This window comes from Rhizobium sp. Rhizsp82 (genome assembly GCF_047325115.1).
In the GTDB taxonomy this organism is placed as follows: Bacteria; Pseudomonadota; Alphaproteobacteria; order Rhizobiales; family Rhizobiaceae; genus Rhizobium.
In genome coordinates, this window is sequence record NZ_CP168571.1 from 321,239 (window position 1) to 345,547 (window position 24,309).

Consider the following 24,309-nt stretch of genomic DNA (forward strand, 5'->3'; position numbering starts at 1 on the left):
TCACTGCATCCATGCCGCCATCTCCATCCGCCGGTGATCCTGCAGCGCGCGTAGTGCCTGCATCAGTTCCGGCGCCATCTCGCGGATTTCGTGGAGGTGAGCAGGTGTCAGCCGACGCAATAGCTCTTCTGCCTGATCTGTCAATCGCACATGCGCGCGGCGTTTGGGCTTGATGTGCACAGTCAGATGGCCGCGCGCCTGCAGCGTCGCCGCCAGTTCTGCCGCGGCTGCCGGTGTGAGGAAGAGCTTTTCCGCGAGGCTGGAAACGCTCATCGCGCCACCAATGCCGAGCCCCTTGATCGCGAGCAGCGCCTGATGCTCCTGCGGCGACAGCCCGAGGCGATCTGCGGCTTCGGCGCTGAACTGACGGAACTTGCGGATCCGGTATCTCACATTGGCAAGCGCCTCATATTCCATCTCTGACAGGCTTTCTCCGGGCATCTCACTCATCCTCAAACCATGACTTGATTTATATCGTAATACGATATATCTGGCCCGGCATTGCCAGCCTGTCAACAGGAACCCCGATGTCCCCACACAGCAAACACCGGCCGCATGATTTCATGGGCGGCCTTTCCCGGCGCGAGGCCGGAGATTTCACCACGGACAAGCGCGTCATCGCCCTCATCGGCATGGCGGTGATCGTCGGCACCGGCGGCGCCTTTGCCGCCTGGGTGCTGGTCAGCCTCATCTCGCTGGTCACCAACCTCGTCTGGTTCGGCCGCTTCAGCATCCATGCGGTTTCGCTGGCCGAGGCGCCGCGTTCGCTCTGGATGGTCGCCATCCCGGTTCTCGGCGGCCTCGTCATCGGCCTGATGGCCCGCTTCGGCTCCGAGAAGATCAGGGGCCACGGCATTCCTGAAGCGATCGAGGCGATCCTGATCGGCGGCAGCCGGATGTCGCCCAAGGTCGCGATCCTGAAGCCGGTCTCCTCGGCAATCTCGATCGGAACCGGCGGCCCCTTCGGCGCGGAAGGCCCGATCATCATGACGGGTGGGGCCATCGGCTCGCTCTTTGCCCAGTGCTTCCATCTGAGTTCCGCCGAGCGCAAGACGCTGCTCGTCGCCGGCGCCGCAGCCGGCATGACGGCGATCTTCGGCTCGCCGATCGCCGCTATCATGCTCGCCGTCGAGCTTCTGCTGTTCGAATGGAAGCCACGCAGCTTCATTCCTGTCGCCGTTGGAGCCTGTGTCTCGATCTGCTGGCGCCCCTTCCTTTTCGAGGCTGGCGCTCTCTTTCCCAAGCAGTTCCACATGGACCTGCCCTGGTGGGGCATCCTGCTCTGTGCCGGCATGGGCATCGTCTCCGGCCTGCAATCGGGCATCCTGACGACACTGCTCTACAAGATCGAGGATCTCTTCGAGGCATTGCCGATTCACTGGATGTGGTGCCCGGCGCTCGGCGGGCTGATCATCGGCCTCGGCGGCCTGATCGAGCCGCGCGTCCTCGGCGTCGGCTACGATATCATCGACGGTCTCCTGAACAGCAAGATGCTGCCGCAAGCGGTGCTGACGATCCTGCTCGTCAAGGCGGCGATCTGGCTTGTCGCGCTGTCGTCAGGCACATCGGGCGGCGTCTTGGCGCCGCTGCTGATCTTCGGCGGCGCGCTCGGCTGGCTGGTCGGCCTGGTATTGCCCGGCGATCCCGGCTTCTGGGCGCTGCTCGGCATGGCCGCGATGATGGGCGGCACGATGCGCGCGCCGCTGACCGGCACCTTCTTCGCCGTCGAGCTGACCGGCGACGTCTCCGCTCTGCTGCCGCTGCTGGCGGCGACGGTTTCGGCCTATGCCGTCACCGTGCTGCTGCTGCGCCGCTCGATCCTCACCGAAAAGATCGCCCGCCGCGGCCAGCACATCACCCGCGAATACGGCATCGATCCCTTCGAATTCTCCCGCGCCCGCGACATCATGATCTCTGACGTCGACAGCTTCCGGGCCGACATGACGGTCGCCGAGGCGATCGGCCATTTCACGACTAAGGAGAAAACGCACCGCGTCTATCCCGTTGTCGACGAGCTCGGCATTCTCAAGGGGCTGGTCTCGCGTGGCGATGTCTTGCGCTGGCAGCAGGAGAGGGCGGAGCTCGATCAGCCGCTCGCCGATCTCGTCTCCGATGCTTCCCTGCCGCTCGCCCATCCCGACGACACGGTCGGCTATGTCGCCGACCTGATGCTGGCGACGGATGCGGGCCGCATTCCGATCGTCGATCCCGAGAGCGGCCAGCTCGCCGGCCTCGTCGCCCGGAAGGATCTGCTGCGGCTTCGCCACTCCCTGCAGGCCAACGAAACGCAACGCCAGCCCTATTTCGGGCGAAGCGCCAAGGCGCTGCCCTGAAGCCATCAGCCAGTCGCGGCCGCTGAGGCCGCGACTGCCCTCTAAGCTTAGTCCGCTCCCGCAGCCGCCGCCGCAGCAAAGAACCCTTCCGGGCTCTCCACCTCCACCAGCCGCTTGCGCTCGATCTGCCAGAAGCGGTTGCCGGTGGCGCGCACGAAGCTGCGGTCGTGGGAGACGAGCAGGCAGCTTGCCTGATGCGCCATCAGCTCGCCCTCCAGCGCTTCCTGTCCGTCGATGTCGAGATGGTTGGTCGGCTCGTCCAGCAGGTAGAAGTTCGGCTCCGTCAGCCGCAGAACCAGCATGCCGAGGCGCGCCTTCTGCCCGCCGGAAAGGCGCCCGAGCGGCTTCGCCTGCATGTCGATCGTCATCCCCGCACCGGCGAGCAAGGCGCGCGCCCGCTGGTCGCCGACATCGAAGCGGCGGATGATCGTCTCCATCGGCGTGTCGGCATCCCTGAGATCGGCCAGCGCCTGATCGGCATAGCCGAGCACCAGCGAGGGCGTCGCCTTGATGCCGTCCTGCGCGGCCTCGGGGTTGCCGATCGCCTTGCGCAGCATGGCGATGAAGCGCGACTTGCCCGCACCGTTCTCCCCAAGCAGCACGATCCGATCGCCCTGGCAGATGAACTGCTTGCCGGTCTTGAACAGCACGGTTCCATCCGGCGTGCGCACCTCGGCATCATCGAGGGTAACAAGCACCTTGGCATGGGTGCCGCGATTGCCGAGCTTGATCGTGCCGGCCGAGCGCTCCAGATGCGCCGGCTTTGCCGCATCCTCCAGCTTCTCCGCCCGCTGCTTCAGCTGCTTGGTCTTGACCACCAGCAGGTCGCTGCCGGAGTTGACGCCGATATTGTGAAGCTTGGCCGCCTGCCGGCGCAGCTGATCGGCCGCCTTCATGTCGCGCTCGTAGCGCTTGGCATCTGCGGCATCCGTCTCGTCGAGCGCTGCGCGCGCCTGCGAATAGGGCAGCGCAAAGAGCTGCGAATTCTCGGGTCGCAGGAACAGCGTCCGGTTGCTGACGGCATCGAGAAAGGCGCGGTCATGGCTGGCAATGACGACAGCCGTGTCGCGCGGAAGGGCATTGAGCCAGGTCTCGAGCATGGCGATCTTGCCGAGATCGAGATGGTTGGTCGGCTCGTCCAGCATCAGCACATCGGGCTCGGTCACCGCGACACGCGCCAGCATCGCCAGCCGCTGCCAACCGCCGCTCAGCGCCAAAAGCGCACGGCTGCGGAACTCCTCCGGCACCTCCAGCCCTTCAAGCGCGACATCGACGCGCCAGCTTTCGCTCTCCGCCTGTTCCGCGGGCAGGGCATCGAGCACCGCCTCGTAGAAGGAGAGGGGGAGGAGCGGGGCGGGCACATTCTGCTCGACATAGCCGACGGTCGCCCCGCGGGCGCGGGTGATCTCGCCCTCGGTTGCCTCAAGCGCGCCGGCCATGCAGCGGAACAGGGTTGATTTCCCCCGCCCGTTGGCGGCCACGAGCCCGATCCGGTCGCCGGCGTTGACGGCGAGATTGAGCCTGGAAAACAGCGGCGACGACAGGGTGATGCCGAGATTGCGGATATTGATGAGGGTCATGTCAGAAACTCTCTGGTCGGTCCGCGCGCCGGATTCATCGAGGGCATCAGGCCATCATCGATGAATGCGTCAGCGGCGGTGGATAGATGATTGCAGCCGCAAACCACGGGGGGCAGGCGCTGCATGCCACGAGGGGCAGACCAGGAAGAGGTGTCTCGAGAAACGGTCTCTGGTCAGCCCTGCAAACGCATCTGCAGGGCGTTGACGGGGCCACGCTGCCGGTAATACCGGAAATAGAAATTCTGCACGTGACCCTCCTTTCTCTTTGAGCGCATGGCAATGAAATAGCATCGCGCCGCCCGCTTCGCAACTGTACGCTGCGGGCACACCGGTCTTGCCGCCGCCCTCCCGCTCCTGTAAGCGCCGGTCTCATACTGACATTCATTTCAAGGAGAGCGGCCGATGGCAGCCGGTGACGACGATTACGTTTACGACGAAGCAACAGGCGAATGGCGCCCGGCATCCGAACTGGCAGCCGCCGCCGCTGCCGCAGAAGTCCGCGACGCCTCTGGCAACGTGCTTCGGGACGGGGACTCCGTCACGCTGATCAAGGACCTGAAGGTCAAGGGCGCCGGCCAGACGCTGAAGCAGGGCACGGTGATCCGCTCGATCCGGCTGACGGATAATCCGGAAGAAATCGACTGCCGCCATGATGCGATCAAGGGGCTGGTATTGCGGACGGAGTTTGTGCGGAAGCGGTAATGGGTCAGGGCACCCCCCTCTGCCCTGCCGGGCATCTCCCCCACAAGGGGGGAGATCGGCTGGAGGCGCCGCCTCAACCGCCCTCTTTCCTCTGCTTGTCATTCACCGCGTGTGTACGCGGTGAATGACTCATATGCTTACTTAAGAAGTCTCCCGCGCCAGGGAGTGCGGTAGGGTCGTACTACCCAACGGTAAAGTGTCGCGAGCGAGCGCCCCTAGCCAATCTCCCCCCTTGTGGGGGAGATGCCCGGCAGGGCAGAGGGGGGTGAACCCGCCCGAAAAGCCTACCGCTTCAAACTCCCCAAGATCCCACGCACCAGCGCCCGGCCGACCTGCGTCGCCACCGTTCGCGCAACACTCTTCATCGCCGCTTCCACCACCGTCTCGCGCTGGTAGCCCGACGAACGTCCGCGGCCCTGACTGCTCTGCTTGTCGTCGTCACCGCCGCCGAAGCCCGGCAGGCTCCAGCCGGAGGTCGTCCCGGCTTCCGTCGGCTGAGCCTCCTGCGCCTGCTTGGCGGCTTCGGAATCGGCCGCCTTCTTGGCGCGGGCGGCGAGGATTTCGAAGGCGGATTCGCGGTCGACGTCTTCGTCATAAACGCCGAGCACAGGGCTGTGGTCCATCACCTGCTGGCGCTCCGCATCGGTAAGCGGGCCGACGCGGCCGGACGGCGGGCGGATCAGCGTGCGCTCGACGATCGACGGCGCGCCCTTGGCCTCCAGTGTCGACACCAGCGCCTCGCCGGTGCCAAGCGTGGTGATGACGGTGGCGCAATCGAAAGCCGGGTTGGGGCGGAAGGTATCGGCGGCGGTCTTCACCGCCTTCTGCTCGCGCGGCGAATAGGCGCGCAGCGCATGCTGCACGCGGTTGCCGAGCTGGGCGAGCACGGTTTCCGGCACGTCGAGCGGGTTCTGCGTCACGAAATAGACGCCGACGCCCTTGGAGCGGATCAGGCGCACGACCTGTTCGACACGCTCGGTCAAAACCTTCGGCGCGTCGTTGAACAGCAGATGCGCCTCGTCGAAGAAGAACACCAGCTTCGGCTTGTCGGGGTCGCCGACTTCAGGCAGCTCCTCGAAGAGTTCGGAGAGCAGCCACAGCAGGAAGGTGGCGTAGAGCCGCGGGTTCATCATCAGCTTGTCGGCGGCCAGCACCGAGATCTGGCCGTAGCCGCGATTGTCGGTGCGCATGATGTCGGAGATCTTCAGCGCCGGTTCGCCGAAGAAATGCTCGGCACCCTGCTGCTCGAGCACCAGCATGGCGCGCTGGATCGAGCCGACCGAGGCCTTGGAGATCAGGCCGAACTGGTTGGAAAGCTCGCTGGCATTCTCGGCCATGTAGTTCAGCAGCGAGGAGAAATCCTTGAGGTCGAGCAGCGGCAAACCGGCCTTGTCGGCGATCTTGAAGGCGATGTTGATGACGCCTTCCTGCGGCTCCGAGGCATCCATCAACCGCGCCAGCAGCAGCGGTCCCATCTCGGCGATGGTGGTGCGCACGCGATGGCCCTTCTCGCCGAAGAGATCCCAGAAGATGACCGGAAACTGGTCGAACTCGTAATCGGTGAAACCGATCTGCTCGGCGCGCTTGGTCAGGAAATCCTTGGCTTCGCCCTTGGCGGCGATGCCCGAAAGGTCGCCCTTGATGTCGCCGCAGAAGACGGGCACGCCGGCCTTCGAAAAACCCTCTGCCAGCACCTGCAGCGTCACCGTCTTGCCGGTGCCGGTGGCCCCGGTGACGAGGCCGTGGCGATTGCCGAATTTCAGGTCCAGATATTCCGGTTTGTTGATGCTATCATCAGGATTGCGGCTGGCGCCGATGAAAATCTTGCCGTCTTCAAGCATTGCCAATTCTCCCTTGGGCCAAGGCCGCCGCTAAAGCTGGAATGCGAAGATCAGCCGCATTCATTTTCCTATCTTGTACCTGTTATAAGCAGGGAGTGTGATGGCAGCAACTGTTTGCATTAAAAGCAATTCTGGACGATACGCGGTCCTGTCGAAGGCCGCTTGAGTTGCGGAAGAAGTTCGATTAACGTTGACGTTAACGTCAAATAACAGGAGGCTGACGATGAATGAAGTTGTGACCCAGATTGCCGACCGCGTGGGCATTGCGCCCGACCTCGCCGAAAAGGCGCTCGGCATGATGCTCGGTTTCCTGCAGCGCGAAGCCGATGACGGTCCGGTGGCCAAGATGATCGAAGCGATTCCCGGCGGCGCCGATCTCGTCGCCCAGTTCAACGGTGAGGGCGCCGGTGGCGGCGGCCTGCTCGGCGGCTTGATGAGCGCGCTCGGTGGCGGCGGTGGTATCATGGGCCTCGGACAGCAGCTGATGAGCGAAGGCCTCGGCATGAGCGAGATCACCGCGCTCGCCAAGGAAACCATCGCCGTCGCCAAGCAATATGCCGGCGACGAGATCGTCGACCAGGTGGTGGCCTCGGTACCGGGCCTGAGCCAGTTCGTCTGAACTGAATTGCGTTCTTAAGATGAAAGCCTCGCGCATTGCGCGGGGCTTTGTGTCGTGTCGCTTCGGTTGCTCGGCAGGCATTACCAGTGTTCGTCCTGCCGGTAGAATTTACCGTAGATATGCGACAAGAGGGGATCCGAGGATTTCAATGTATTCGGGTCAGCACCGCTATAGACAATCTGGACGAAATGATTGTCGCCTGCTCCGGCGAGGCCGGTCGAGATATCGCGCCCTGTGATGATGACAATTTTTGAACCCTCTTTCGGCGTTTTGGCGGCTGCCTCGGCTTCGAAGGCCGACTGGTTTACGACGACATACCAGAACCACGGGTCGAAAAGCGGTACGAGCATCAGCGTCGTCAGACAGACGGGGATACAAAGGAACGCGAGTACGTTGCTGGCAAGTCTGCGGAAGCGGAGACGAAACACGCAAACGATGGTGCTGATTAACATAACGAGTAAAAAACCGATCGTCGTCAGGATCAGCAGCAGGCCACCCAACAGGTCGAAAATGCCTCTTAACCCACTGGCGGTGCCGACCGCCCAGAAATCGAGGGTGTGTGAGTAGAAGGCGCAAATCGCCGAAAGCACGACAGCTTGAAGGATCCGCCGGAAATTCCAGGCGTCGGCACATTGGACTGGCGCGGTTTCAGGCAAGATCAGCCTCCATCGAGATCTCACGATCTACGCTCCGCTTCCTCCGGCAACCAATGAGATATTTCGCCGCACGCCTGATTGGCAAAGAGTTGTTTTTTCAAACGCATACGAGCCACTCATGGTATCTGGCACGAAGTCGTTGAATCCGTTTCTTGGCGGGTCCATTGCTTGCGGCTTCGAGCCCGGAAATGAGACAGCCGCAAACCCGCTTAACCCGGCATTTCCAATCGCCGAAATTTGATGACGCCTGCCGCCTGCACCTGCGGAACAAAACCACTCAATTTGCTGTTTCAGAGGCGATGATCACACCGGAAGGATAACGATCATGCGTAAACTCATTTCAGTGACATCCATAGTGCTTCTCATTGCAGCTCCGGCCTTCGCTCAGTCGAGCATGGGCGTCGATACCAACGGCCGTTTCGACGGCAGCCCGCCTCCCGGCACGTCGCCGGAATATGACGCCCAGCAGAGCGGTCTGGAAATCCCGCTGGACCCGATCGAAACCGGCACGATCACTATCGTCCGGCCGTCGAGCTGGACGGCGCCGTGCGAGCGCGAGAACACCCGCACCAGCCGCCACGACGGCACCGTCAACGCGGCCTGCCCGGACCGCGCCAACTAGGCTGGGCTCACCTGCCCCAAGCGGCCGCCCGCGGTGTTGCGGGCGGGCAGGGGGTATGTGTGCTTATCGTTGAGGCCGCTTGAGTTGCTTCAGGCGCACATAAGGGTTCTGGGGATCGTATGATGCGATCGGAACGCCCTTGCCCGCTCTGACCAATCCTGGAGCGAGATGCCCTTCAGGGCCGAACAGATAGTCGGTGCCGGCACAGAGATGCGCGAGTGCGCCGAAATTGAAATACTTGAAGCTGTCGTCGGCCAGAAATGCTGCGTCGTCATAGGCCTTGCCTTTTATTCCTTCATAGCCCGTCGATTTCTTGTAGGCTCGCATCGCCTTGCTGTTGAGCGCGGCGCCGCGGCATTGCGTACCGGCAACGCCGGCGAGCTGGACGACGCGCAGCGTCTGCGCATCGCTGCTGCCAAGCGGCTTCATCGACTGGGCAACGAAGTAATTCGTTGCCGGATCGTTGGTCATCGTCTTTTGCCAGTAGGAAGGAAATTTGGCGGCGTCGCAGGTTCCATGGGATAATGCCGTCAAGATGATCGCCAGAATGCCGACTTCGATTTTCATTTCATCCTCTCCCAGGTTGCGACGGTGTCAGGGCTTTATTCCAGCCATCAGCTGCAACTCGCCCCTGGCGCCATCAAACTCCATGTATGTCTTCGGGCACCAGGCCAGCGCCTTGGCAAAATGATCTCTGGCCACGTCGCGCTTGCCGTGAAGGAGATACCACTCGCCCACGTAGAACGTCGCCTCGCATCTTTGGTTGTCGTTTCCGGCTGCTGCTATGGTGGCCTCTTCGCTTGCCTCGCCGAGCAGCAATTTCGAGACCGGCTTCGGCCAGATGTCGGGTGCGGCCGCGAATGCATTTCGCAGATTGCTGCTCGCCTGTGGATCTGCGCCGCGAACCTGAGCGAGGTATCGCCAGAGAAGGTAATAGGGCGCAGGCTCTCCGCCCTTCTCCGATTTCTCCGTGAATATCGAAGCCGCCTCCGTGTAGCGGCCGGCAACGAAATTCAGGAACGGATCTGCGACAATATCCTGCCTGGCAACGAGAATGGGGAAGAGCGCCAGCAACAGGACCAGACAGTAGGCGCCGCCCAGCAGGGAGGCGACCCGCGGAAACCGCGGGATATTTGCCTCCAGAGGCCAGATCCTGAGCAGGGCAAACATCGCGATTGCGCCGGCAATCGCGCCGCCGGTATGGCTGGCGTAGTCGATCTGGTTTCCGTCTCTGGCCGCATGGATGAGCGGCAGGAGTGAGGGGATGAGAACGCGGGCGGCCGAAATCTGCAATCCGGTTCGCGTCGCGCCTGCGGGAAATCGGAAGCTGGCGACAATGAGCGCGCTGAACAGGCCGACAATGCCGCCGGACGCGCCGATCCCGACGAGGTTCGGCGGGTTGAAGAGAATGGAGGCCACGGAGCCACCCAGCGCGCTGACCAGGAACAGCGCGGTAAACCAGCGGCGCCCGACGAGCGGCTCAAGCCGGCGCCCCGCCAGCCATAGGCCGACCAGATTGAACAGGATGTGGAGAAAGTCGGCATGCAGGAACGGGGCGGTAAATAGGCGCCAATAGTTGTGATCGATGAAGATGCTGTCGTGCATCGTGCCGCCGAAGACGAAAAGCGTTCGTATCGAGGGCGCCCCGTGGTCTCCGGCATCGACGCCGAACACCACCTCGCAGGTGTAGATCGCGCTCAGCAACACCATCAGAAGGTAGGTGATCAGCGGGCGATCGCGCTCCAGCCTTCCGGACATCGCCTGTTCCGCCGCCGCCTGCGCCTGCTCGACCGGCGACAGTGGACGGGTCACCTGCGCCCTTGCGAGATAGGCATTGGCTTCGCGCACGATGACATCCGGCTTTGCCCGCATATGTGCGATCATGACGGTGGCCTTGTTGCGTGACCTGCCGAGGCACCGCTGCATCAGCCCTTTCAGGCCAGCGAGCCGGAGGGTCTTGGCGACGTCGCGGTCGAGCTCGAAAATGAGATTGTCGGCGTGTCTTGAGCGGTGCCTCACGGCATCACGCACGGCCGTCCAGGGAACCCGGTCTTCAGAAAACTCGGCGAGCCTGAAGCCCTCGGGATCCATCGTCAGAGCAGGTTCACGCTGCAGCAATCGTCTCGTCCAGATCACGACGGCCAGCGCGAAAAACCCGGCGGAGGCATAGGCGAGGTAGGCAAATGCAGCCGCTTCGCTATGGGATCGGAATCCTGCCAGGCCGAGGCCGACGGCGAGGGCAAGGCCAATGAGAAGCGGCTTGGCAACTTTGCCGCGATTATAGAAATAGTGCTGAGGCTCACGCCGTTCATCCGCCCGGGGTGCGTCTGTCAGCCAACCTTCGCTTCCTGGAATCCGGGTCTCTGCGGCCTCGGCCAAGGTCGCCATATCCGTCGCAAATGCTGTCGCAATCGAGCGCCAGTCACTGTCGGGCCCGGTGCGCACCTTTGTCCCCGGCGTCAGTTGACCGCTTTCGAGCAGAATACGAATTTCGGTTTCTGAGACCGGGCCGACTTCCCTGTTAAGATGCTTGTAAAACCAGGCTGCCAATTCAGTCCCCGTCGTTTGGTCCAACCGTCTCGCGCGATCGATTCGCTGATCGGTTGCTACGGGCAGCATATGCATGCTTGTTTATACAACGCTAACGGTCATTTTATACTCCTGAAATTTCGGGAGGACCAACCGATGACCGCGGTGCTCGGTCGCGATTGTGGGCCGACGGCGTTATGCTATTGTCCGGTTGCGGAGGGCGCGAACATGTCTCAGCAGATGGATGCCAGAAATATCGTGCTCTCCGAATTGCAGCCGGGCGAGGTCCTGCGATGGAGCGGCCAGCCGACTGCGTTGGCGATGCTCTTGAGCAATGCCATGAACATCGGTTTCGGCATTGTTTTTGCGATCGTTGGGGGTACCCCGCTGGGTCCGTTTCTGCTGGACGGCAGCCGGCCCGATAGTATTCCTCTGGCCCTTTTCTCCTCTCTTTTCGTTTTCGTCGGGATTGGAATAGCCGGCAAGGCGATCATGGAAGCCATCGCGGCGCCGTGGACAGGCTATGCCATTACAGATCGCCGCGTTCTCATCGTGTCCAAGCTTTTCCGGAAGCGCGTCCTGACTTTTGGACCAAACGCAATCAACGCCATCGAGTTTCGCGAAAATCTTCTCGGATGGGGCAACGTCGTCTTCCGCCAAGAGGTTCAGGACACATCCGATGGCAAGACCATGCTGAGACTGGCTTTTGTTGGCATTGAAGATACAGTCACTGCGATGCGTGAACTTCAGAGCCTTAGAGATCGGACAAACCCGACTGCAAGAGCGTGAGGTGCCCGAACAGTAATGGCACCCGTATCGCCATCGCCGCACGGGTGCCCTAACCATCAAGCCAAGATCGCCCGCGGCTCCAGAAACGCCTCCAGCCCGAAGACCCCGAACTCGCGCCCGATCCCTGACTGTTTGAAGCCGCCGAAGGGTGCCAAGGGCTCATGCGGCGCGCCGTTGATGACGACGCGGCCGGATTCCATCTGTTCGGCCACGCGCCTGGCGCGGGCCGGATCGCTGGAATGGACATAGGCCTGCAGACCGTAGCTCGTGTCGTTGGCGATCCGGATGGCGTCCTCCTCGTCCCTGTAGGGGATCACCGAGAGAACCGGTCCGAAGATTTCCTCGCGGGCGATGCGCATGCCGTTATGGACATTGGCGAAGATCGTCGGGCGTACGAACCAGCCGCGCTCCAGCCCCTCCGGTCTGCCGGGACCGCCGGTTAGCAGCTCGGCTCCTTCCTCTTCGCCGAGGCGGATATAGGATTGCACCCGCTCATATTGCTTCTGGCTCACCATCGGCCCTATCTTGACCTCCGGATCACTGGGATCACCTGTCTTGATCGCTTCGGCCCCGGCCTTCAGCCGCGGCAGGATCTCGGCCATCCGGCTCTCGGGTGCCAGAATGCGCGTTCCGGCGATGCAGGCCTGGCCGCTATTGGCGAGCCCCATCATCAGCACGGTCGGGATCGCGCTGTCGAGATCGGCATCGTCGAGAATGATGTTCGGCCCCTTGCCGCCGAGCTCCAGCGTCACCCGCTTCAGCGTCTCGGCGCCGGATCGCAGGATCTGCTTGCCGACGGCGGTGGAGCCGGTGAAGCTCACCTTGGCGATATCAGGATGCGCGCTGAACTCGGCGCCGACGACATCGCCGCGGCCGTTGACGATGTTGAACACGCCCTTCGGCAGTCCCGCTTCGTGCAGGCATTCGGTGATCAGCTGCGTCTGGATGGCGCTCATCTCGCTCGGCTTGATGACCACGGTGCAGCCGGCGGCGAGTGCCGTGGCGAGCTTGGCGCAGATGAAACCGTAATTGCTGTTCCATGGCGTGATTGCCGCGACGACGCCGAGCGGCTGCATGGTCACCTCGGCGCGGCCGATCACGCGGGCGAAATCATAGGTCTCAAGCACTTCGGCCATCTTCAGGAAGGCGGAGGCGGCGTAGGGGACGGAGAAGCCGGTGAAATATTGCGGCGCTCCGTATTCTTCGGCCATCGCCGCCGTCATCTCCCCGGCACGGGCCGAAACGGCCGCCGCCAGCCGCTGCAGCATGTCGATCCGCTCGGCCTTGCTGGTGCGCGAAGACGCCGGGAAGGCGCGCTTGGCGGCGGCGATCGCGGCGCGCGCATCCTCGCGGTCGCCAAGACGGACGGTGCCGATCTTTTCCTCCGTCGAGGGGTTGAAGAGTTCGGCGATCTCCTCGCCATGCGGCGTCACGAAGGCGCCGTCGATATAGATCTCGGTAATGTTGCGCATCGCTTTTCTCCTGTCTGCGATACGCCCTATCTGGCATCGGTCGATTGCTCTGATAAGCTGTCGAATAAAGGACGAGCTGATAAGAAAATCGGGACAATGATGCGCGGCACACTGGCGGAGCTGGAAGCGGTGGTGACGGTGGCGGCAAAGGGCGGCTTCCGCGCCGCCGCCCGCGAGCTCGGGATATCCTCCTCGGCGCTCAGCCAGCAGATCGCCGCGCTCGAGGCCCGGCTCGGCGTGCGCCTGTTCAACCGCACGACCCGCAGCGTCACGCTTTCATCGGCGGGCGAGCAGTTCGTCGCCGAGATCACCCCGGCGCTGACGGCCATCCGCAATGCCATCGATCTTACCGACGAGCACCGCTCGGAACCCTCGGGCATGCTGCGCATCAACACGTCCGTTGGTGCCGCACGCATGGTGCTGGCGCCGCTGGCGCTGGAATATCTGCGGCGCTATCCCCGCATGCAGTTGGAGATCGTCACCGAGGGGGCGCTGGTCGATATCAACGCCCAGGGCTTCGACGCCGGCATCCGCATTCTCGAAGCCGTGCCGCCTGACATGATATCGGTGCCGATCAACCGCCTGATCCGCCCGGCCATCGTCGGCTCGCCCGCCTATTTCAGCACCCGCTCGCGGCCGAAAACCCCGGCCGATCTCGAAACCCACCGCTGCATCCGCGCCCGCATGGCCAGCGGCAGCATCTACCGCTGGGAATTCGAAAGGCGCGGCGACGCCTTTACCATGGACGTGCCCGGCAATCTCATCCTCGACGAAAGCGACCTCATCCTGCGCGCCGCCCGCGAAGGCGCGGGCCTCGCCTATCTCAGCGAATGGCAGCTCGGCGAAGATTTAGCGGCCGGCCGCCTGATCCGCGTGCTCGAGGACTGGACGGCGCCCTATCCCGGCTTGTGCCTCTACTATCCCGGCAGGCGGCATATTCCGGCGAAGCTGAGGGCATTTATCGAGGTGGTGAGGGAGATGCGGTGGGATTGAGGGGGACACGGCGGAGTGAACGCCGTGGCCTCAGCGGCTAGTCCAGCGCGGCGCCCGGTGGCGATAGCTTGGTGGGCACTCTCACCAAGGCGACCAATCTTGAGATCACAACGGGAAGATATCTCATTGCCAGTTTCTGCGCCTCGCCGATCACGCCACAGCCGATCGCGGTGATCAGCATCACGGGGATGAAAGAGCTGATATTCAGCATGCCCAACTTCGCGATGTAATAGGCAACGATGATGATGATCGTCTGGTGGACCACATAATAGGTCATCATCGACCTGTTCAGGAAGGCGATCACCGGGTTGGGGCGATTGGCGATCCTGGCCGCAAATCCCAGCAGCGCCAGTATGGCGCACCATTGGAAGATCGATCTGACGATCCGCATCGGGATGACGAGGCTATCCGGCCGATAGTCCTGCGGAACGGCAAGAACGACTGTTGCGATGATGAGAAAGGAGAGGATGGCAAGGCCGCCGCTCACCCATCGTTGCCGGTCCACCTCGCGCCAGAACGACGGCTCGTTCATCAGTAGCGAGCCCGCCAGGAACATCGGGAAATAGACGAGATGCGCGTAGACGTCGGTGCTGATCACCAGCGTCTCGCCGAAGATCGGGTAGAGCCAGACCCTGAGGACGGAAAGGAAGATGATCGGGATCAGCAGCAGCTTCGCGCCCCGGAGCTGATTTGCGAAGGCGGACGGCAAATTCGGACAAAGTCGCTGGATGCATGGCCATAGCAGCGACCACAGGAACATGTAGATCCAGAGATAGGCCAGGAACCACAGATGTTCGAACCTCAGCCCGGACACGATGTACGCTTTCCAGAATTCCCAGTAAGACAGGCCCGGAAAAGGATTGTGCTGCGATAGATAGAATTGCGGGGGGACAATCAGCAGGACGCCCAGCACAAACGGCAGGAGCAATTGCCGCGTGCGCGCCGTGCGAACCTCGCTGATCGACCTGTTGCGCAGCAGCGACTGCGTGACGAGGCCCGAGATGAAGAAAAGCAGGCTCATCCGCCACGGATGGGAACCCGCCGCAATCAGATCGATGAGGCGGCTACCGTCACTTGCGTTGAGCAGCCATGTTCGCGTGCCGTATGCGAGGCTCGTATGATAGATAATAAGTGTACCGAAGCATAAAACGCGCAACGCATCGAGATCGTGGCGCCGCCCGCTCAGTTTGATGTCCGTCATGATGTTTTGCCCCAACCAAGGCAATACAATCATAAGATTGTTTAACGGACGTTAATTTTTCTTCTCTGGTTGCATTAGCTGATCGCGAACGGCAATCTTTATTGCCGCCGGAAAACCCGCATAGAGCCGGTGTTCAGCCCGGCCCGGACGTCCCATCTCCTCCACCAAGATCGGCAGATGGAGGAGTGGCGATTGCCTTTTCCTTGAAATACCGGGAAACGACTGATCGCAGCATCCTGGCATCTTCAGGTGAAATTTCACGCGGCTTGAAAGTGACATCCGCCACCTCACGCTTCGAGAAATAGCCGTAGAACATCAGCGCCGAGAGATAGCTGCCGTAGATCGACGGATGGTTGCAGTCGTCATAGAGGGTGAAGGACTGCGGACGGCTCTGCAGGTCTTCCCAGACAAGGCCGACATTGACGAGATCGACCCCGGTCAATGCGGCCAGGCGCGCATGCTGCTCCTGGATGTTGCGGTGCATGTTGGCATAGCCCGAAGGCGATACGCCGGCTGCCGATTTCGGCATGCCTTGATTGTCCTTGCACTGATCGGTGTAGCGCCAGGTCACGAACATCGCGGGCGTGGACCCTTTCGCCTGCGCTTCCCGGATCAGATCGGCGGCGACCTCCCATGTCCGGCCGGCGCGCTCGGCGCTGTATTGGTCGCTGCTCAGGACCTGCAGGACGACATGGTCCCAGCGCTGCGCCAGCAAAGCCTGCGTATTCGGGTCGCCCATATGCGTTTCCAGGCTGACGCCCGGCTCGGCGTCCATGACGACCTGCAGCATGTTGGGATAGCCGGCGGAGTCGGCGATCGAGCGCACCATGTCGGGCATGTTGTGATAGAACGTCCGGCTGTTGCCGATAAACAGCGCGGTCTCGCGCGGCCTCTTGTCGAAGAAGTCCACGGTATCGCGCACGTAGCCGTTAAACGGCGGCAAATACAGGAGCGATCCGATCAAAATCGCTGACAGAACACCTGCCCGGGCGAATTTAAACAACTGCGGCCTCACACAATCGTGGCAATCCCGCATGAGGTAACCATCGATATGTAAAGGATAAGTTGAATAAACTGGGTGGTTTTTAGTGCTGGGGGTTTCGAGGCTCCTGAAAGCTTCATTGGCTTACACGGCTCCAGCTCTCCTGGGTGCCGCCGTACTCGATCAAGGCGACCTCATCCTGCGCGCCGCGCGAAGGCGCGGGCTTGCCCATCTCACCGAACTGCAGGTCGCAGCCACTTGATCTACGTGCTCGATAGCTGGGAGATGCGGTGGGATTGGGGGGCTCAATAGATCGGCCTTAGTCATTGCGTTCGTCAGTTCGCCGTGCGGCGTCCGTATCCCGATACAGTTCCTTGCCCTGGTGCAATCTGTGACTTTTCCAATACTGAAAACTATCGTTAAAAGCATAGATTTGAGCGTCGGCATTATCGATGATCATCGAATTCGTGCGTGCCACTAATTTTGCTCCTACGGGGATAACGCCATCTTGGCCTTCAAAAAGACCAACAAGAGACATGCGATGCGTCAGCGGAAACAAGAGCATCGTATTTCGCATGCCATGACCAGCACGGTGTCCGAAAATGCCAGGCAATTCGCGGGTGCTTCGGAGAACAACGGGATGATCGCAAGTCACGAAATCTCCAGCAGCCTTTGCCGCGATTTGAAGAATCCATTTCCGGTCAACTAGAGTGCTCAGGACCGTCTCGAAAGTTTTTAGTTCGAGATTGATGTGTGTGTTTTGGTGAGTGATGACGTCGTATTCATCTGAAGACACAAGGGCTTTCACGTTATCGTAGTCTTCTGGCTTGATTTCACGTCGCACATCAGCCGGACGGACCGCCTCAGCTCGTCTGGCTATGCTTTCGAACCGCTCTCGTGATGAAACCGTGATGGCGGCAATAGTCTTATAGAGACGTTGTTGAAAATCAGACCAGTTCTTCCGCAACCGCGGATTTCTGGTCGCCATCAGGGCAATAAGATTCAGAACTGTGATTTTGTCCTCGCCCTCAAATTGTCCCTTCCGCCCTATTCTTCGGATAGCCGATGCCGCCGAACTTTCGAAAATGCCATAGGCCGCTTCTAGAATATTGGGATCATGCTCGTCGCCCTCAAATTCGACGCGGTTAAAATCACGCAAGGCGGCTACATTGCGGACTTCCGTCGTGAATGATTTCTGGCGAACTAAGTCAGTGACAAAAGTCTGGAACTTGTCCGCATAGGCTGGCGAACCCTTCGCAAAGCCACGAAGGTAAGCACGTGGTACGAAATGCTGATTGCGAGTGTTGTTCACGGGAGTCCTCTATCGCTTTAAAGTAGTCAGATGCTCTGCCTCGGATTATGCGGTGAGCTACCTGCGGGTCGATGAATCCGACTGGGTCGATCCCTGCTCTGAATGGTCTCAACCAGTATACTTTTTCCTTCTCTCGACGATCGTTTCCTCCATCGTCGAACTGCCAGCACGCATAGACTATGTCTTGGCATCCCTCAGTCTTTCACCAGCCGACCCCGCTATCCCCGCCCCAACCAAAAGCGTCCCCGCCGCCGCGAAAAACACCAGCATCGGTGGCCCCGCATCAGCCCACAAGCCGCCCAGCGCCATCCCTGCCGCTCCGCCTGCTGTTAGCATTGCATTGAGCAGCGCCTGGCCCTCCGATGTCCGTCCGGGCGGCAGTATCTGATCGATCATTTGCTGCATGACGAGCAGGCCCGGGGAGATGAATAGCCCGGTAAGTGTCAGAATGGGCAGCAGCAGAAGCGGCGGGAGTGCCAGCCATAGGCCAAGTCCGGCGCCGGCGAGTCCGAGGCCGAAGCCGCCGAGCGATGCGGCAAGCAGGCGATAGGCGGAAAAGCGCCATTCCCTTGCGCCGAAGAACAGGCCGCCGCCAATGCTGCCGATGGCGACGGCGGCAAACATCAGGCCGAGCATCAGGCCATGGGTGGAGATCGCCTGCGCCGCGGAAGTCAGCGCGACGTCCATCTGGCCGAAGCCGACCGCCATGGTGGCTGCAATGATTGCGACAAGCAGGATGCCCGGCTGCAAAAGGACGGCGCCGGGAGCGTCGCCCGCCGATCGGCCGTCCGCCTCGCCGCTGACGCGCCCCGCCGGAGAGGCGGCATAACCCACGCCACCCGTCGCAAGCAGGATGGAGGTGGCGATCACGGGAAGGGTGGGGCCGCCGCCATAGAGGCCGCCGACCACCAGCGGTCCAAGGACGAACAGCGTTTCAACCGCTACCGCGTCGAGTGCATAGGCTGGCGCCAACAGGCCGGAACCGTCAGGGACCAAACGCCGCCAGGCGACGCGCATCGCCGGGGTGATCGGCGGAAAGAACAGGCCGACGCCGAGCGATAATCCCGCGATGGCGGGCAGGCTCCAGTGCTGCGCGGTGCCGATCAGCGCGAGGGCGAGGAAAGCGGCCGAGGTGAGCGAGGTTCCTGCTATGACGCGCCGGTGGGAGCCTCTATCAAGCGCCCGTCCCCAGAAGGGCACGGACAAGGCGCTGCCGAGCGCAAAGGCGCCAGAGACGAGACCGCCATGCGCGTAGGATCCTGTCGCTGCCTCGACGAAGATCAGCAGGCTGAGCGGCACCATGGCGATCGGCAACCGCGCGACGAAGGCGGCGATATAGGACCAGCGGGCTGCGGGCATGGCTAGAATGGCGAGGTAGGCTTTCACGATGCAGGCCGCCCTGCCGGTGTCTGGCGTGCTCCACTCGTCATCCCGATCACAAATCCATCTCCCGAATCGGCGCGTTGCCGCCTATAGAAGCGAGGCAGGAACGAAATAGCAACATCTGGCCATCAGGCGGGAGGAGCCACCCTTTCAAACAAGTGCTCATAAAACACCACCAGCCCCCGCTCATCCACCCTGAGATCGGCCTCGAAGCCAATCGATAACCCGAGATCGATATAGCGCACGCGCCCCGGCCCCTGCCGGTCGTAGCGCTGCTTCGAGCGGGTCACGGTCATGGCCGGGCCGTCGATGAAGGCGGTGTCGAGGGGGAGGGTACTGCCTGGTGTTTCCGGTGTGCGGCGGATCGGGAAGGTGTTGCAGAAAGGGGTGACGGAGAGGTCGGGTTCGTCGGCGCCGTCGAGATCGGGGCGGGGCAAGCCGTCGACTTCCCAGCCGCCGGGCACGCGCTCCAGCGTCAGCTTCCTATGGTCGCGGCCGTTCCAGCGCTCGACGGTGACCGATTGCGCGCTCCAGCCGCCGTCGAGCCGCCAGTGATGGTCGAGGCGGAAGCCGCCGTCTTCGAGACAGAGAACGGTCGACGATGCCGTCACGCTTTCGGCGCCGACGCTGAGCGTCAGGCGCTCGAACCCTTCGATATCGGTGCGGCGCCAGAACAGAACTGAAGTCTGCATGCGAATGCCTCCCTTTTTAACGCGCGTGCGCGCAATGCGGAGGCGGGCAAAGGGGGCGTCAGCCGGGCTCCGGGCCTTTTTGGTTTTGGACCGATCGACATTCAGCCATGCGTGGACTGTCGACTGGTCCTGAGGAAACCTAGCATTTCTGCCGCGTGGCTTGAACCGGGCGGTTACGTCTTCTTGGCGATCGCGCCGATATCGTGCCAGTGGCGGTTGTCGCGCTCGATGAGCTCGTCGGCGCAGGCCGGGCCCATCGTGCCCGGCGCATAGGCTTCCGGCTCGCCTTCCCTGGCCCAGAGATCAAGGAAGGGCTGGACGGCGGCCCAGCCGGCCTCGATGCCGTCGGCGCGCTGGAACAACGTCTGGTCGCCGATCATCAGGTCGTAGATCAGCGACTCGTAGCCGGTCATCTTGCCGATATCGAATTTGTCGGCGTAGCGGAAATCGAGCGACACCGGCACGGTATCGACGGAAAGGCCGGGGGACTTGATGGAGATTTCCATGCTCATGCCTTCATCCGGCTGCACCTGGATGATCAGCCGGTTCGGCGGCAGGCGGCGGTTGACCTCGGTCTCGCGGAACTGCGCGAAGGGCACCGGCTGGAAGGTGACGACGATCTCGGTATCGCGCGCCGTCATCGCCTTGCCGGTGCGGAGATAGAAGGGCACGCCCGCCCAGCGCCAGGTATCGGCATAGAGCTTCAGGGCCACGAAGGTCTCGGTCTTGCTGCCGGGCGCCACTTGCGGCGTATCGTGATAGGCGGTGATATCGGCGCCGTTGAGCTTGCCCGCGGTATAGACGCCGCGCACGCCATGGGTCTTCGCCTCCTCGGGCGTATAGACGCGCAGCGCCTTCAGCACCTTGCTCTTCTCGTTGCGGATCGCCTCGGCATCAAAGCTGTTCGGCGGCTCCATGGCGATCATCGCCAGAAGCTGGAAGAGGTGGTTCGGCACCATGTCGCGCAGCGCGCCGGTCGCGTCGTAGAAGGCGCCGCGCGAGCCGACATCGACGATCTCGGCGGCGGTGATCTGCACGTTGTCGATATAGCGGTTGTTCCACAGCGCCTCGATCATCATGTTGGCAAAGCGCGCCGTCATTAGGTTCTGCACCGTTTCCTTGCCGAGGAAATGGTCGAGCCGGTAAACTTGGCTCTCCGCAACCTGGGAGAGGATCTGCGCGTTGAGCGCCTTGGCTGAGGCGAGATCGGTGCCGAAGGGTTTTTCGATGGCAATGCGGCGGAAGCAATTCTCGCCTTCGCCGGTCAGCTTGTTGGCCGCCAGACGCTCGACGATCTCGCCGAAGAAGCGCGGCGGCACGGCGAGATAGAAGGCGGCGTTGCCATTCAGCCGCTTGCCGATCTCGCCATAGATTTCGTCCTTGGTGAAATCGCCGGCGAGATAGGAGATGCGCTTGCGCAGCTTCAGCCATGCCTCGTCCTTCGAAAGCGGCTGGTCGCCGCCGAGGCCGGAGAGAAAGTCGTCGAGCTTGCCGCGCAGCATCTCGTCGTCGCCCTGGTCGATGCCGATGCCGAGAATATTGAGATCGTCGCCGACGAGGCCGCTTCGCGTCAGGTTGATGATCGCAGGAATGAGCAGGCGTCGCGTCAGGTCGCCCGTGGCGCCGAAGATGACAAGCGTTGCGGGCGGGGTGGGCACGGCATCGGTCATGGCGTCTCGCTCCTTGGCTGGTCAGGCGAATATAAGCGGCGGCGCGGCGCGGGCAAGCGGGCGGCGTGACGCAGACGCCGCCACCCGCCGATCGGCTCAGGCCTCCTGCGGCGCCGGCGCCAGAATGCCCTGCTCGACGGCGAGCGCGATCAACTGGGCGCTGAGATCGCCGAGCGTGTCGGAAGCCATGCTGATCGGCTGCATGCGGCGCTCGACATTTGCCGCCGTTATCCCGCCCGAGCTCCAGGTGCCGCCTTCGGTGAAGAAATTGTGCAGCAGCGGCTGCAACCGGTCCATGGCATTGGCGAAGCGGGATTCGGCCGAAGCCTTCGCTTCGAACTCATCCCAGAGCGCCCGGAATTCTTTAGCCTGATCTTCCGGCAGCAGCGCGAAGATCCGCTCGGCGGCCTTCAGTTCGCGTTCCGCCTGGCTGGCGGCAAGCACGGTGTCATAGGCGAAGGTATCGCCGGCATCGATCTCGACGATGTCGTGGATCAGCAGCATCTTCAGAACGCGGACGAGCTCGACCTTCTCGCGCGAATGCTCCGAAAGCACCATCGCCATCAGCGCCAGCTGCCAGGTGTGCTCGGCATCGTTCTCGACCCGCGAGCGATCGAGAAGCAGCGTCCGGCGCAGCACGGTCTTCAGCTTCTCGACTTCGAGGATGAAGGCAATCTGCTGGCTGAGACGGCGGTTGCCGAGAAAGCTTTCCAGATGATCGGCGGTGGGGCTGGGCATGTCGAACTCCTTGGGCTGCAGGCGGGATGCTGCGGGCGGGCGAGGCCACCGGCCTATCACCGAAGCCGTGCGAGCGCCATATCGCCATCGCCGCCTGAAGCCGCATCCGGACTGGAGAAATTCAAGGCGGCCCTTATGTCTCCAGGCAATGGAAAGCGAATGGGAGAAAACGCATCATGGCCAAGAACACCATCTGCCTCTGGTATAACGGAGATGCCGAGGAGGCTGCCGGCTTCTACGCGGCGACCTTTCCCGACAGCGCCGTGACCGCTGTGGTCCGCGCGCCGGGCAATTATCCGGATGGCAAGGAGGGCGATGTCCTGGTCGTCGAGTTTACTGTCGCCGGCATTGACTGCATCGGCCTCAACGGCGGCCCGGCCTTCAAGCACAGCGAGGCCTTCTCCTTCCAGATTGCCACCGAGGATCAGGAAGAAACCGACCGCTACTGGAACGCTATCGTCGGCAATGGCGGCAAGGAAAGCGATTGCGGCTGGTGCAAGGATAAATGGGGCCTGTCGTGGCAGATCACCCCGCGGGTGCTGAGCGAAGCGCTGAAGGCAAATCCCGCGGAAGCCAAGCGCGCCTTCGATGCGATGATGACGATGCAGAAGATCGACATCGCCAAGATCGAGGCGGCGCGGCGGGGGTAGGGTGCATCTGGTTTGTAGAATGCGGCGAAGCTTGATATGATTTAATCGTATCGAGGATATCGCAATGCGCACCACACAAGCACTCAGCATCACGTTGCCGGTCGAGATGGCGCAGATGGTCAAGGACAAGGTTTCGTCGGGTGAGTATGCCAGCGAAAGCGAGGTCATCCGCGCCGGTTTGCGTGCGTTGAGCGCGCAGAGTGCGGCCATCGACAAGTGGTTGCTGGAAGAGGTTCTTCCTGCTGCCGATGCGCAGGATGCCGATCCCGGCCGGGCGATACCGATCGCCGAGACGCGAAAGCGCCTTCAATCCTTCATGGACGGCCAACACGCCGGCAAGTCCGAACGGAAATGAAATACGCTGTCGCCTTCGATCCTCTGGCCGAAGCGGACTTGCAGCAAATTTATCTGTATCTGGCCGATGTGGCGGGTCATCAGCGCCCGGACGTACGTTGATCACATCATCGACTATTGCGAGGAATTCGAAACCTTCCCCGAACGCGGCCGCAGCCATGATCATCTGCGGCCGGGCTTGCGAACGGTAGGCTTCAAGAAGAAGGCGACGATCGCCTTCCTCGTCGGAGCGGGCAAAGTGACGATCCTGCGAGTATTCCATCACGGCAGGAACGTCGTCCTTGATGACGACGGGGACGCCCCGGCGGCCCCCTAAGCCTTCACCGCCACCATGAAAATCCGCGGGAAGCGCAGCAGCACGCGGCCATCGGCCATTTTCGGATGGGCCTTTTCGATACGCGAGAGGTAATCCGCAAGGAAGGCCTCGCGGTGCTCTTCACCCGCCTGCGCGAGATAGGGCATCAGTCCGGTGCCTTTCAGCCATTCGACGATCGCGGCAGCATCGGCCATCGGATGATTGTAGATCGTGTGCCAGATATCCACACGCGCAGCCTTGGGGGAGAGGCGGCTGTAATAGGTCGATGCCGGCGGCAGCGGGTTGCGGCGCACGCTCTTCTTCTCGAAATTGGCTTTCCACGGCCCGGCATGGGCGGTCTCTTCCATCGCGAGATGCGTCGGCTCCGCGAGGTTATCGGGCATCTGCACGGCGAGAACACCGCCCGGCGCCAAGCCATCGATCAGGCGCTCGAAGACGTCGAGGTGATTTGGCAGCCACTGGAAGACGGCGTTGGCAAACAGCAGGTCGGGCTGGCCGGAGGGCCGCCAGGCCGAGAGATCGGCCTTGTCGAAGCGCGTCTGCGGCAGGCGCTTGCGGGCGGCTTCCAGCATGTTGTCGTCGCTGTCGAGACCGGAAACATTCTCGACGCCGTAGCGGTCGATGATCAGCTCCGTCGAATTGCCGGGTCCGCAGCCGAGGTCGATGGCGTTCCTGACGGATGCCAGCGGCACCTGCGCCAGAAGATCGCGCGCCGGGCGCGTCCGTTCATCCTCGAATTTGACGTATTGGCTGGCAGACCATGCCATGGGGAACCTCCTGCTTGGCTTTCTTTCTGCGGATCGCCGGCTGGCGCGCCGCGGCTCTTCTCTATCAGCAATTCACCGGGGCTTATATGCGCTGCCTGATGACATCCA

The 24,309-nt window shown here is 62.1% G+C and carries 24 protein-coding genes; 9 read left to right on the forward strand and 15 right to left on the reverse strand.

All coding sequences use genetic code 11. The annotated features are described in order from the left end of the window. On the reverse strand, positions 1 to 441 hold the full coding sequence (locus ACEN84_RS25645; protein ID WP_413712153.1) for a MarR family transcriptional regulator: 441 nt from the start codon (positions 439 to 441) through the stop codon (positions 1 to 3). An 86-nt stretch (positions 442 to 527) separates the two neighbouring features. On the opposite strand from ACEN84_RS25645, the gene ACEN84_RS25650 reads away from it, so the two are divergent. After that, complete coding sequence (locus tag ACEN84_RS25650) at positions 528 to 2,333, forward strand: chloride channel protein (protein WP_413712154.1); 1,806 nt, start codon at positions 528 to 530, stop codon at positions 2,331 to 2,333. A gap of 47 nt (positions 2,334 to 2,380) precedes the next feature. On the opposite strand, the gene ACEN84_RS25655 is transcribed toward ACEN84_RS25650, so the two are convergent. Continuing rightward, positions 2,381 to 3,913 carry an ABC-F family ATP-binding cassette domain-containing protein gene (locus ACEN84_RS25655; protein ID WP_413712155.1) on the reverse strand — a complete coding sequence of 511 codons (1,533 nt, stop codon included), beginning with the start codon at positions 3,911 to 3,913 and terminating at the stop codon, positions 2,381 to 2,383. A gap of 402 nt (positions 3,914 to 4,315) precedes the next feature. Between ACEN84_RS25655 and ACEN84_RS25660 the strand changes: the two genes are divergently transcribed. Beyond that, on the forward strand, positions 4,316 to 4,615 hold the full coding sequence (locus ACEN84_RS25660; RefSeq protein WP_413712156.1) for an alkylphosphonate utilization protein: 300 nt from the start codon (positions 4,316 to 4,318) through the stop codon (positions 4,613 to 4,615). Between the two features lie 284 nt (positions 4,616 to 4,899). On the opposite strand, the gene ACEN84_RS25665 is transcribed toward ACEN84_RS25660, so the two are convergent. Then, positions 4,900 to 6,456, reverse strand: a complete 1,557-nt coding sequence (locus ACEN84_RS25665) for a helicase HerA-like C-terminal domain-containing protein (protein ID WP_130280687.1) — start codon at positions 6,454 to 6,456, stop codon at positions 4,900 to 4,902. 223 nt (positions 6,457 to 6,679) lie between these two features. Between ACEN84_RS25665 and ACEN84_RS25670 the strand changes: the two genes are divergently transcribed. Further along, positions 6,680 to 7,075 carry a hypothetical protein gene (locus tag ACEN84_RS25670; RefSeq protein WP_413712157.1) on the forward strand — a complete coding sequence of 132 codons (396 nt, stop codon included), beginning with the start codon at positions 6,680 to 6,682 and terminating at the stop codon, positions 7,073 to 7,075. Positions 7,076 to 7,155: 80 nt separating this feature from the next. On the opposite strand, the gene ACEN84_RS25675 is transcribed toward ACEN84_RS25670, so the two are convergent. Continuing rightward, entirely contained in the window at positions 7,156 to 7,731 is a 576-nt protein-coding gene (locus ACEN84_RS25675; RefSeq protein WP_413712158.1) for a hypothetical protein, read from the reverse strand. Positions 7,732 to 8,056: 325 nt separating this feature from the next. Between ACEN84_RS25675 and ACEN84_RS25680 the strand changes: the two genes are divergently transcribed. Continuing rightward, positions 8,057 to 8,353 (forward strand): hypothetical protein, encoded by a 297-nt coding sequence (locus tag ACEN84_RS25680; protein WP_199625772.1) that lies wholly within the window; start codon positions 8,057 to 8,059, stop codon positions 8,351 to 8,353. 63 nt (positions 8,354 to 8,416) lie between these two features. On the opposite strand, the gene ACEN84_RS25685 is transcribed toward ACEN84_RS25680, so the two are convergent. Together ACEN84_RS25685 and ACEN84_RS25690 are read right to left on the reverse strand one after the other, a co-directional pair. Next, positions 8,417 to 8,920: a hypothetical protein gene (locus ACEN84_RS25685; RefSeq protein ID WP_130280693.1), complete on the reverse strand. Its 504-nt coding sequence runs from the start codon at positions 8,918 to 8,920 to the stop codon at positions 8,417 to 8,419. Positions 8,921 to 8,947: 27 nt separating this feature from the next. Next, positions 8,948 to 10,903: a rhomboid family intramembrane serine protease gene (locus tag ACEN84_RS25690; protein ID WP_413712159.1), complete on the reverse strand. Its 1,956-nt coding sequence runs from the start codon at positions 10,901 to 10,903 to the stop codon at positions 8,948 to 8,950. Between the two features lie 207 nt (positions 10,904 to 11,110). Between ACEN84_RS25690 and ACEN84_RS25695 the strand changes: the two genes are divergently transcribed. Continuing rightward, on the forward strand, positions 11,111 to 11,671 hold the full coding sequence (locus tag ACEN84_RS25695) for a PH domain-containing protein (protein ID WP_130280697.1): 561 nt from the start codon (positions 11,111 to 11,113) through the stop codon (positions 11,669 to 11,671). Between the two features lie 56 nt (positions 11,672 to 11,727). Here ACEN84_RS25695 and ACEN84_RS25700 read toward each other — a convergent pair whose 3' ends face one another. Continuing rightward, the gene (locus ACEN84_RS25700; RefSeq protein ID WP_413712160.1) at positions 11,728 to 13,143 is read right to left on the reverse strand and encodes an aldehyde dehydrogenase family protein; all 1,416 of its coding nucleotides are present in this window, start codon (positions 13,141 to 13,143) and stop codon (positions 11,728 to 11,730) included. Positions 13,144 to 13,242: 99 nt separating this feature from the next. Here ACEN84_RS25700 and ACEN84_RS25705 point away from each other — a divergent pair, with 99 nt between their 5' ends. After that, entirely contained in the window at positions 13,243 to 14,136 is an 894-nt protein-coding gene (locus ACEN84_RS25705) for a LysR family transcriptional regulator (protein WP_413712537.1), read from the forward strand. 37 nt (positions 14,137 to 14,173) lie between these two features. On the opposite strand, the gene ACEN84_RS25710 is transcribed toward ACEN84_RS25705, so the two are convergent. The 7 genes from ACEN84_RS25710 to ACEN84_RS25740 all read right to left on the reverse strand — a co-directional run bounded on the left by ACEN84_RS25710 (position 14,174) and on the right by ACEN84_RS25740 (position 22,114). Beyond that, on the reverse strand, positions 14,174 to 15,370 hold the full coding sequence (locus ACEN84_RS25710; protein WP_413712161.1) for an acyltransferase family protein: 1,197 nt from the start codon (positions 15,368 to 15,370) through the stop codon (positions 14,174 to 14,176). 100 nt (positions 15,371 to 15,470) lie between these two features. Further along, complete coding sequence (locus tag ACEN84_RS25715; RefSeq protein WP_413712162.1) at positions 15,471 to 16,280, reverse strand: DUF4886 domain-containing protein; 810 nt, start codon at positions 16,278 to 16,280, stop codon at positions 15,471 to 15,473. Positions 16,281 to 16,638: 358 nt separating this feature from the next. After that, a complete protein-coding gene (locus ACEN84_RS25720; protein WP_413712163.1) occupies positions 16,639 to 17,631 on the reverse strand; it encodes a DUF4238 domain-containing protein in 993 nt (330 codons plus the stop codon). 177 nt (positions 17,632 to 17,808) lie between these two features. Next, the gene (locus tag ACEN84_RS25725; RefSeq protein WP_413712164.1) at positions 17,809 to 19,017 is read right to left on the reverse strand and encodes a hypothetical protein; all 1,209 of its coding nucleotides are present in this window, start codon (positions 19,015 to 19,017) and stop codon (positions 17,809 to 17,811) included. Between the two features lie 125 nt (positions 19,018 to 19,142). Beyond that, entirely contained in the window at positions 19,143 to 19,706 is a 564-nt protein-coding gene (locus tag ACEN84_RS25730; protein ID WP_413712165.1) for a putative glycolipid-binding domain-containing protein, read from the reverse strand. A gap of 173 nt (positions 19,707 to 19,879) precedes the next feature. Further along, entirely contained in the window at positions 19,880 to 21,376 is a 1,497-nt protein-coding gene (gene zwf, locus ACEN84_RS25735) for a glucose-6-phosphate dehydrogenase (protein WP_413712166.1), read from the reverse strand. Between the two features lie 96 nt (positions 21,377 to 21,472). Next, the gene (locus ACEN84_RS25740; RefSeq protein ID WP_413712167.1) at positions 21,473 to 22,114 is read right to left on the reverse strand and encodes an HD domain-containing protein; all 642 of its coding nucleotides are present in this window, start codon (positions 22,112 to 22,114) and stop codon (positions 21,473 to 21,475) included. A gap of 176 nt (positions 22,115 to 22,290) precedes the next feature. Between ACEN84_RS25740 and ACEN84_RS25745 the strand changes: the two genes are divergently transcribed. The 3 genes from ACEN84_RS25745 (at position 22,291) to ACEN84_RS25755 (ending at position 23,434) form a co-directional block, all read left to right on the forward strand. Beyond that, on the forward strand, positions 22,291 to 22,764 hold the full coding sequence (locus ACEN84_RS25745; RefSeq protein ID WP_413712168.1) for a VOC family protein: 474 nt from the start codon (positions 22,291 to 22,293) through the stop codon (positions 22,762 to 22,764). Positions 22,765 to 22,828: 64 nt separating this feature from the next. Further along, complete coding sequence (locus ACEN84_RS25750; RefSeq protein ID WP_413712169.1) at positions 22,829 to 23,119, forward strand: type II toxin-antitoxin system ParD family antitoxin; 291 nt, start codon at positions 22,829 to 22,831, stop codon at positions 23,117 to 23,119. A 66-nt stretch (positions 23,120 to 23,185) separates the two neighbouring features. Further along, the gene (locus ACEN84_RS25755; protein WP_413712170.1) at positions 23,186 to 23,434 is read left to right on the forward strand and encodes a type II toxin-antitoxin system RelE/ParE family toxin; all 249 of its coding nucleotides are present in this window, start codon (positions 23,186 to 23,188) and stop codon (positions 23,432 to 23,434) included. On the opposite strand, the gene tam is transcribed toward ACEN84_RS25755, so the two are convergent. Beyond that, on the reverse strand, positions 23,431 to 24,201 hold the full coding sequence (gene tam, locus ACEN84_RS25760) for a trans-aconitate 2-methyltransferase (RefSeq protein ID WP_413712171.1): 771 nt from the start codon (positions 24,199 to 24,201) through the stop codon (positions 23,431 to 23,433). The two genes, ACEN84_RS25755 and tam, sit on opposite strands and share 4 nt — an antisense overlap. Between the last annotated feature and the right edge of the window lie 108 nt (positions 24,202 to 24,309).

Coding starts and splice junctions, on each gene's coding strand:
- ACEN84_RS25645 (WP_413712153.1), bottom strand. CDS start 441: ATGCCCGGAGAAAGCCTGTCAGAGATGGAATATGAGGCGCTTGCCAAT.
- ACEN84_RS25650 (WP_413712154.1), top strand. CDS start 528: ATGTCCCCACACAGCAAACACCGGCCGCATGATTTCATGGGCGGCCTT.
- ACEN84_RS25655 (WP_413712155.1), bottom strand. CDS start 3,913: ATGACCCTCATCAATATCCGCAATCTCGGCATCACCCTGTCGTCGCCG.
- ACEN84_RS25660 (WP_413712156.1), top strand. CDS start 4,316: ATGGCAGCCGGTGACGACGATTACGTTTACGACGAAGCAACAGGCGAA.
- ACEN84_RS25665 (WP_130280687.1), bottom strand. CDS start 6,456: ATGCTTGAAGACGGCAAGATTTTCATCGGCGCCAGCCGCAATCCTGAT.
- ACEN84_RS25670 (WP_413712157.1), top strand. CDS start 6,680: ATGAATGAAGTTGTGACCCAGATTGCCGACCGCGTGGGCATTGCGCCC.
- ACEN84_RS25680 (WP_199625772.1), top strand. CDS start 8,057: ATGCGTAAACTCATTTCAGTGACATCCATAGTGCTTCTCATTGCAGCT.
- ACEN84_RS25685 (WP_130280693.1), bottom strand. CDS start 8,920: ATGAAAATCGAAGTCGGCATTCTGGCGATCATCTTGACGGCATTATCC.
- ACEN84_RS25695 (WP_130280697.1), top strand. CDS start 11,111: ATGTCTCAGCAGATGGATGCCAGAAATATCGTGCTCTCCGAATTGCAG.
- ACEN84_RS25700 (WP_413712160.1), bottom strand. CDS start 13,143: ATGCGCAACATTACCGAGATCTATATCGACGGCGCCTTCGTGACGCCG.
- ACEN84_RS25705 (WP_413712537.1), top strand. CDS start 13,243: ATGCGCGGCACACTGGCGGAGCTGGAAGCGGTGGTGACGGTGGCGGCA.
- ACEN84_RS25710 (WP_413712161.1), bottom strand. CDS start 15,370: ATGATTGTATTGCCTTGGTTGGGGCAAAACATCATGACGGACATCAAA.
- ACEN84_RS25730 (WP_413712165.1), bottom strand. CDS start 19,706: ATGCAGACTTCAGTTCTGTTCTGGCGCCGCACCGATATCGAAGGGTTC.
- zwf (WP_413712166.1), bottom strand. CDS start 21,376: ATGACCGATGCCGTGCCCACCCCGCCCGCAACGCTTGTCATCTTCGGC.
- ACEN84_RS25740 (WP_413712167.1), bottom strand. CDS start 22,114: ATGCCCAGCCCCACCGCCGATCATCTGGAAAGCTTTCTCGGCAACCGC.
- ACEN84_RS25745 (WP_413712168.1), top strand. CDS start 22,291: ATGGCCAAGAACACCATCTGCCTCTGGTATAACGGAGATGCCGAGGAG.
- ACEN84_RS25750 (WP_413712169.1), top strand. CDS start 22,829: ATGCGCACCACACAAGCACTCAGCATCACGTTGCCGGTCGAGATGGCG.
- ACEN84_RS25755 (WP_413712170.1), top strand. CDS start 23,186: ATGTGGCGGGTCATCAGCGCCCGGACGTACGTTGATCACATCATCGAC.
- tam (WP_413712171.1), bottom strand. CDS start 24,201: ATGGCATGGTCTGCCAGCCAATACGTCAAATTCGAGGATGAACGGACG.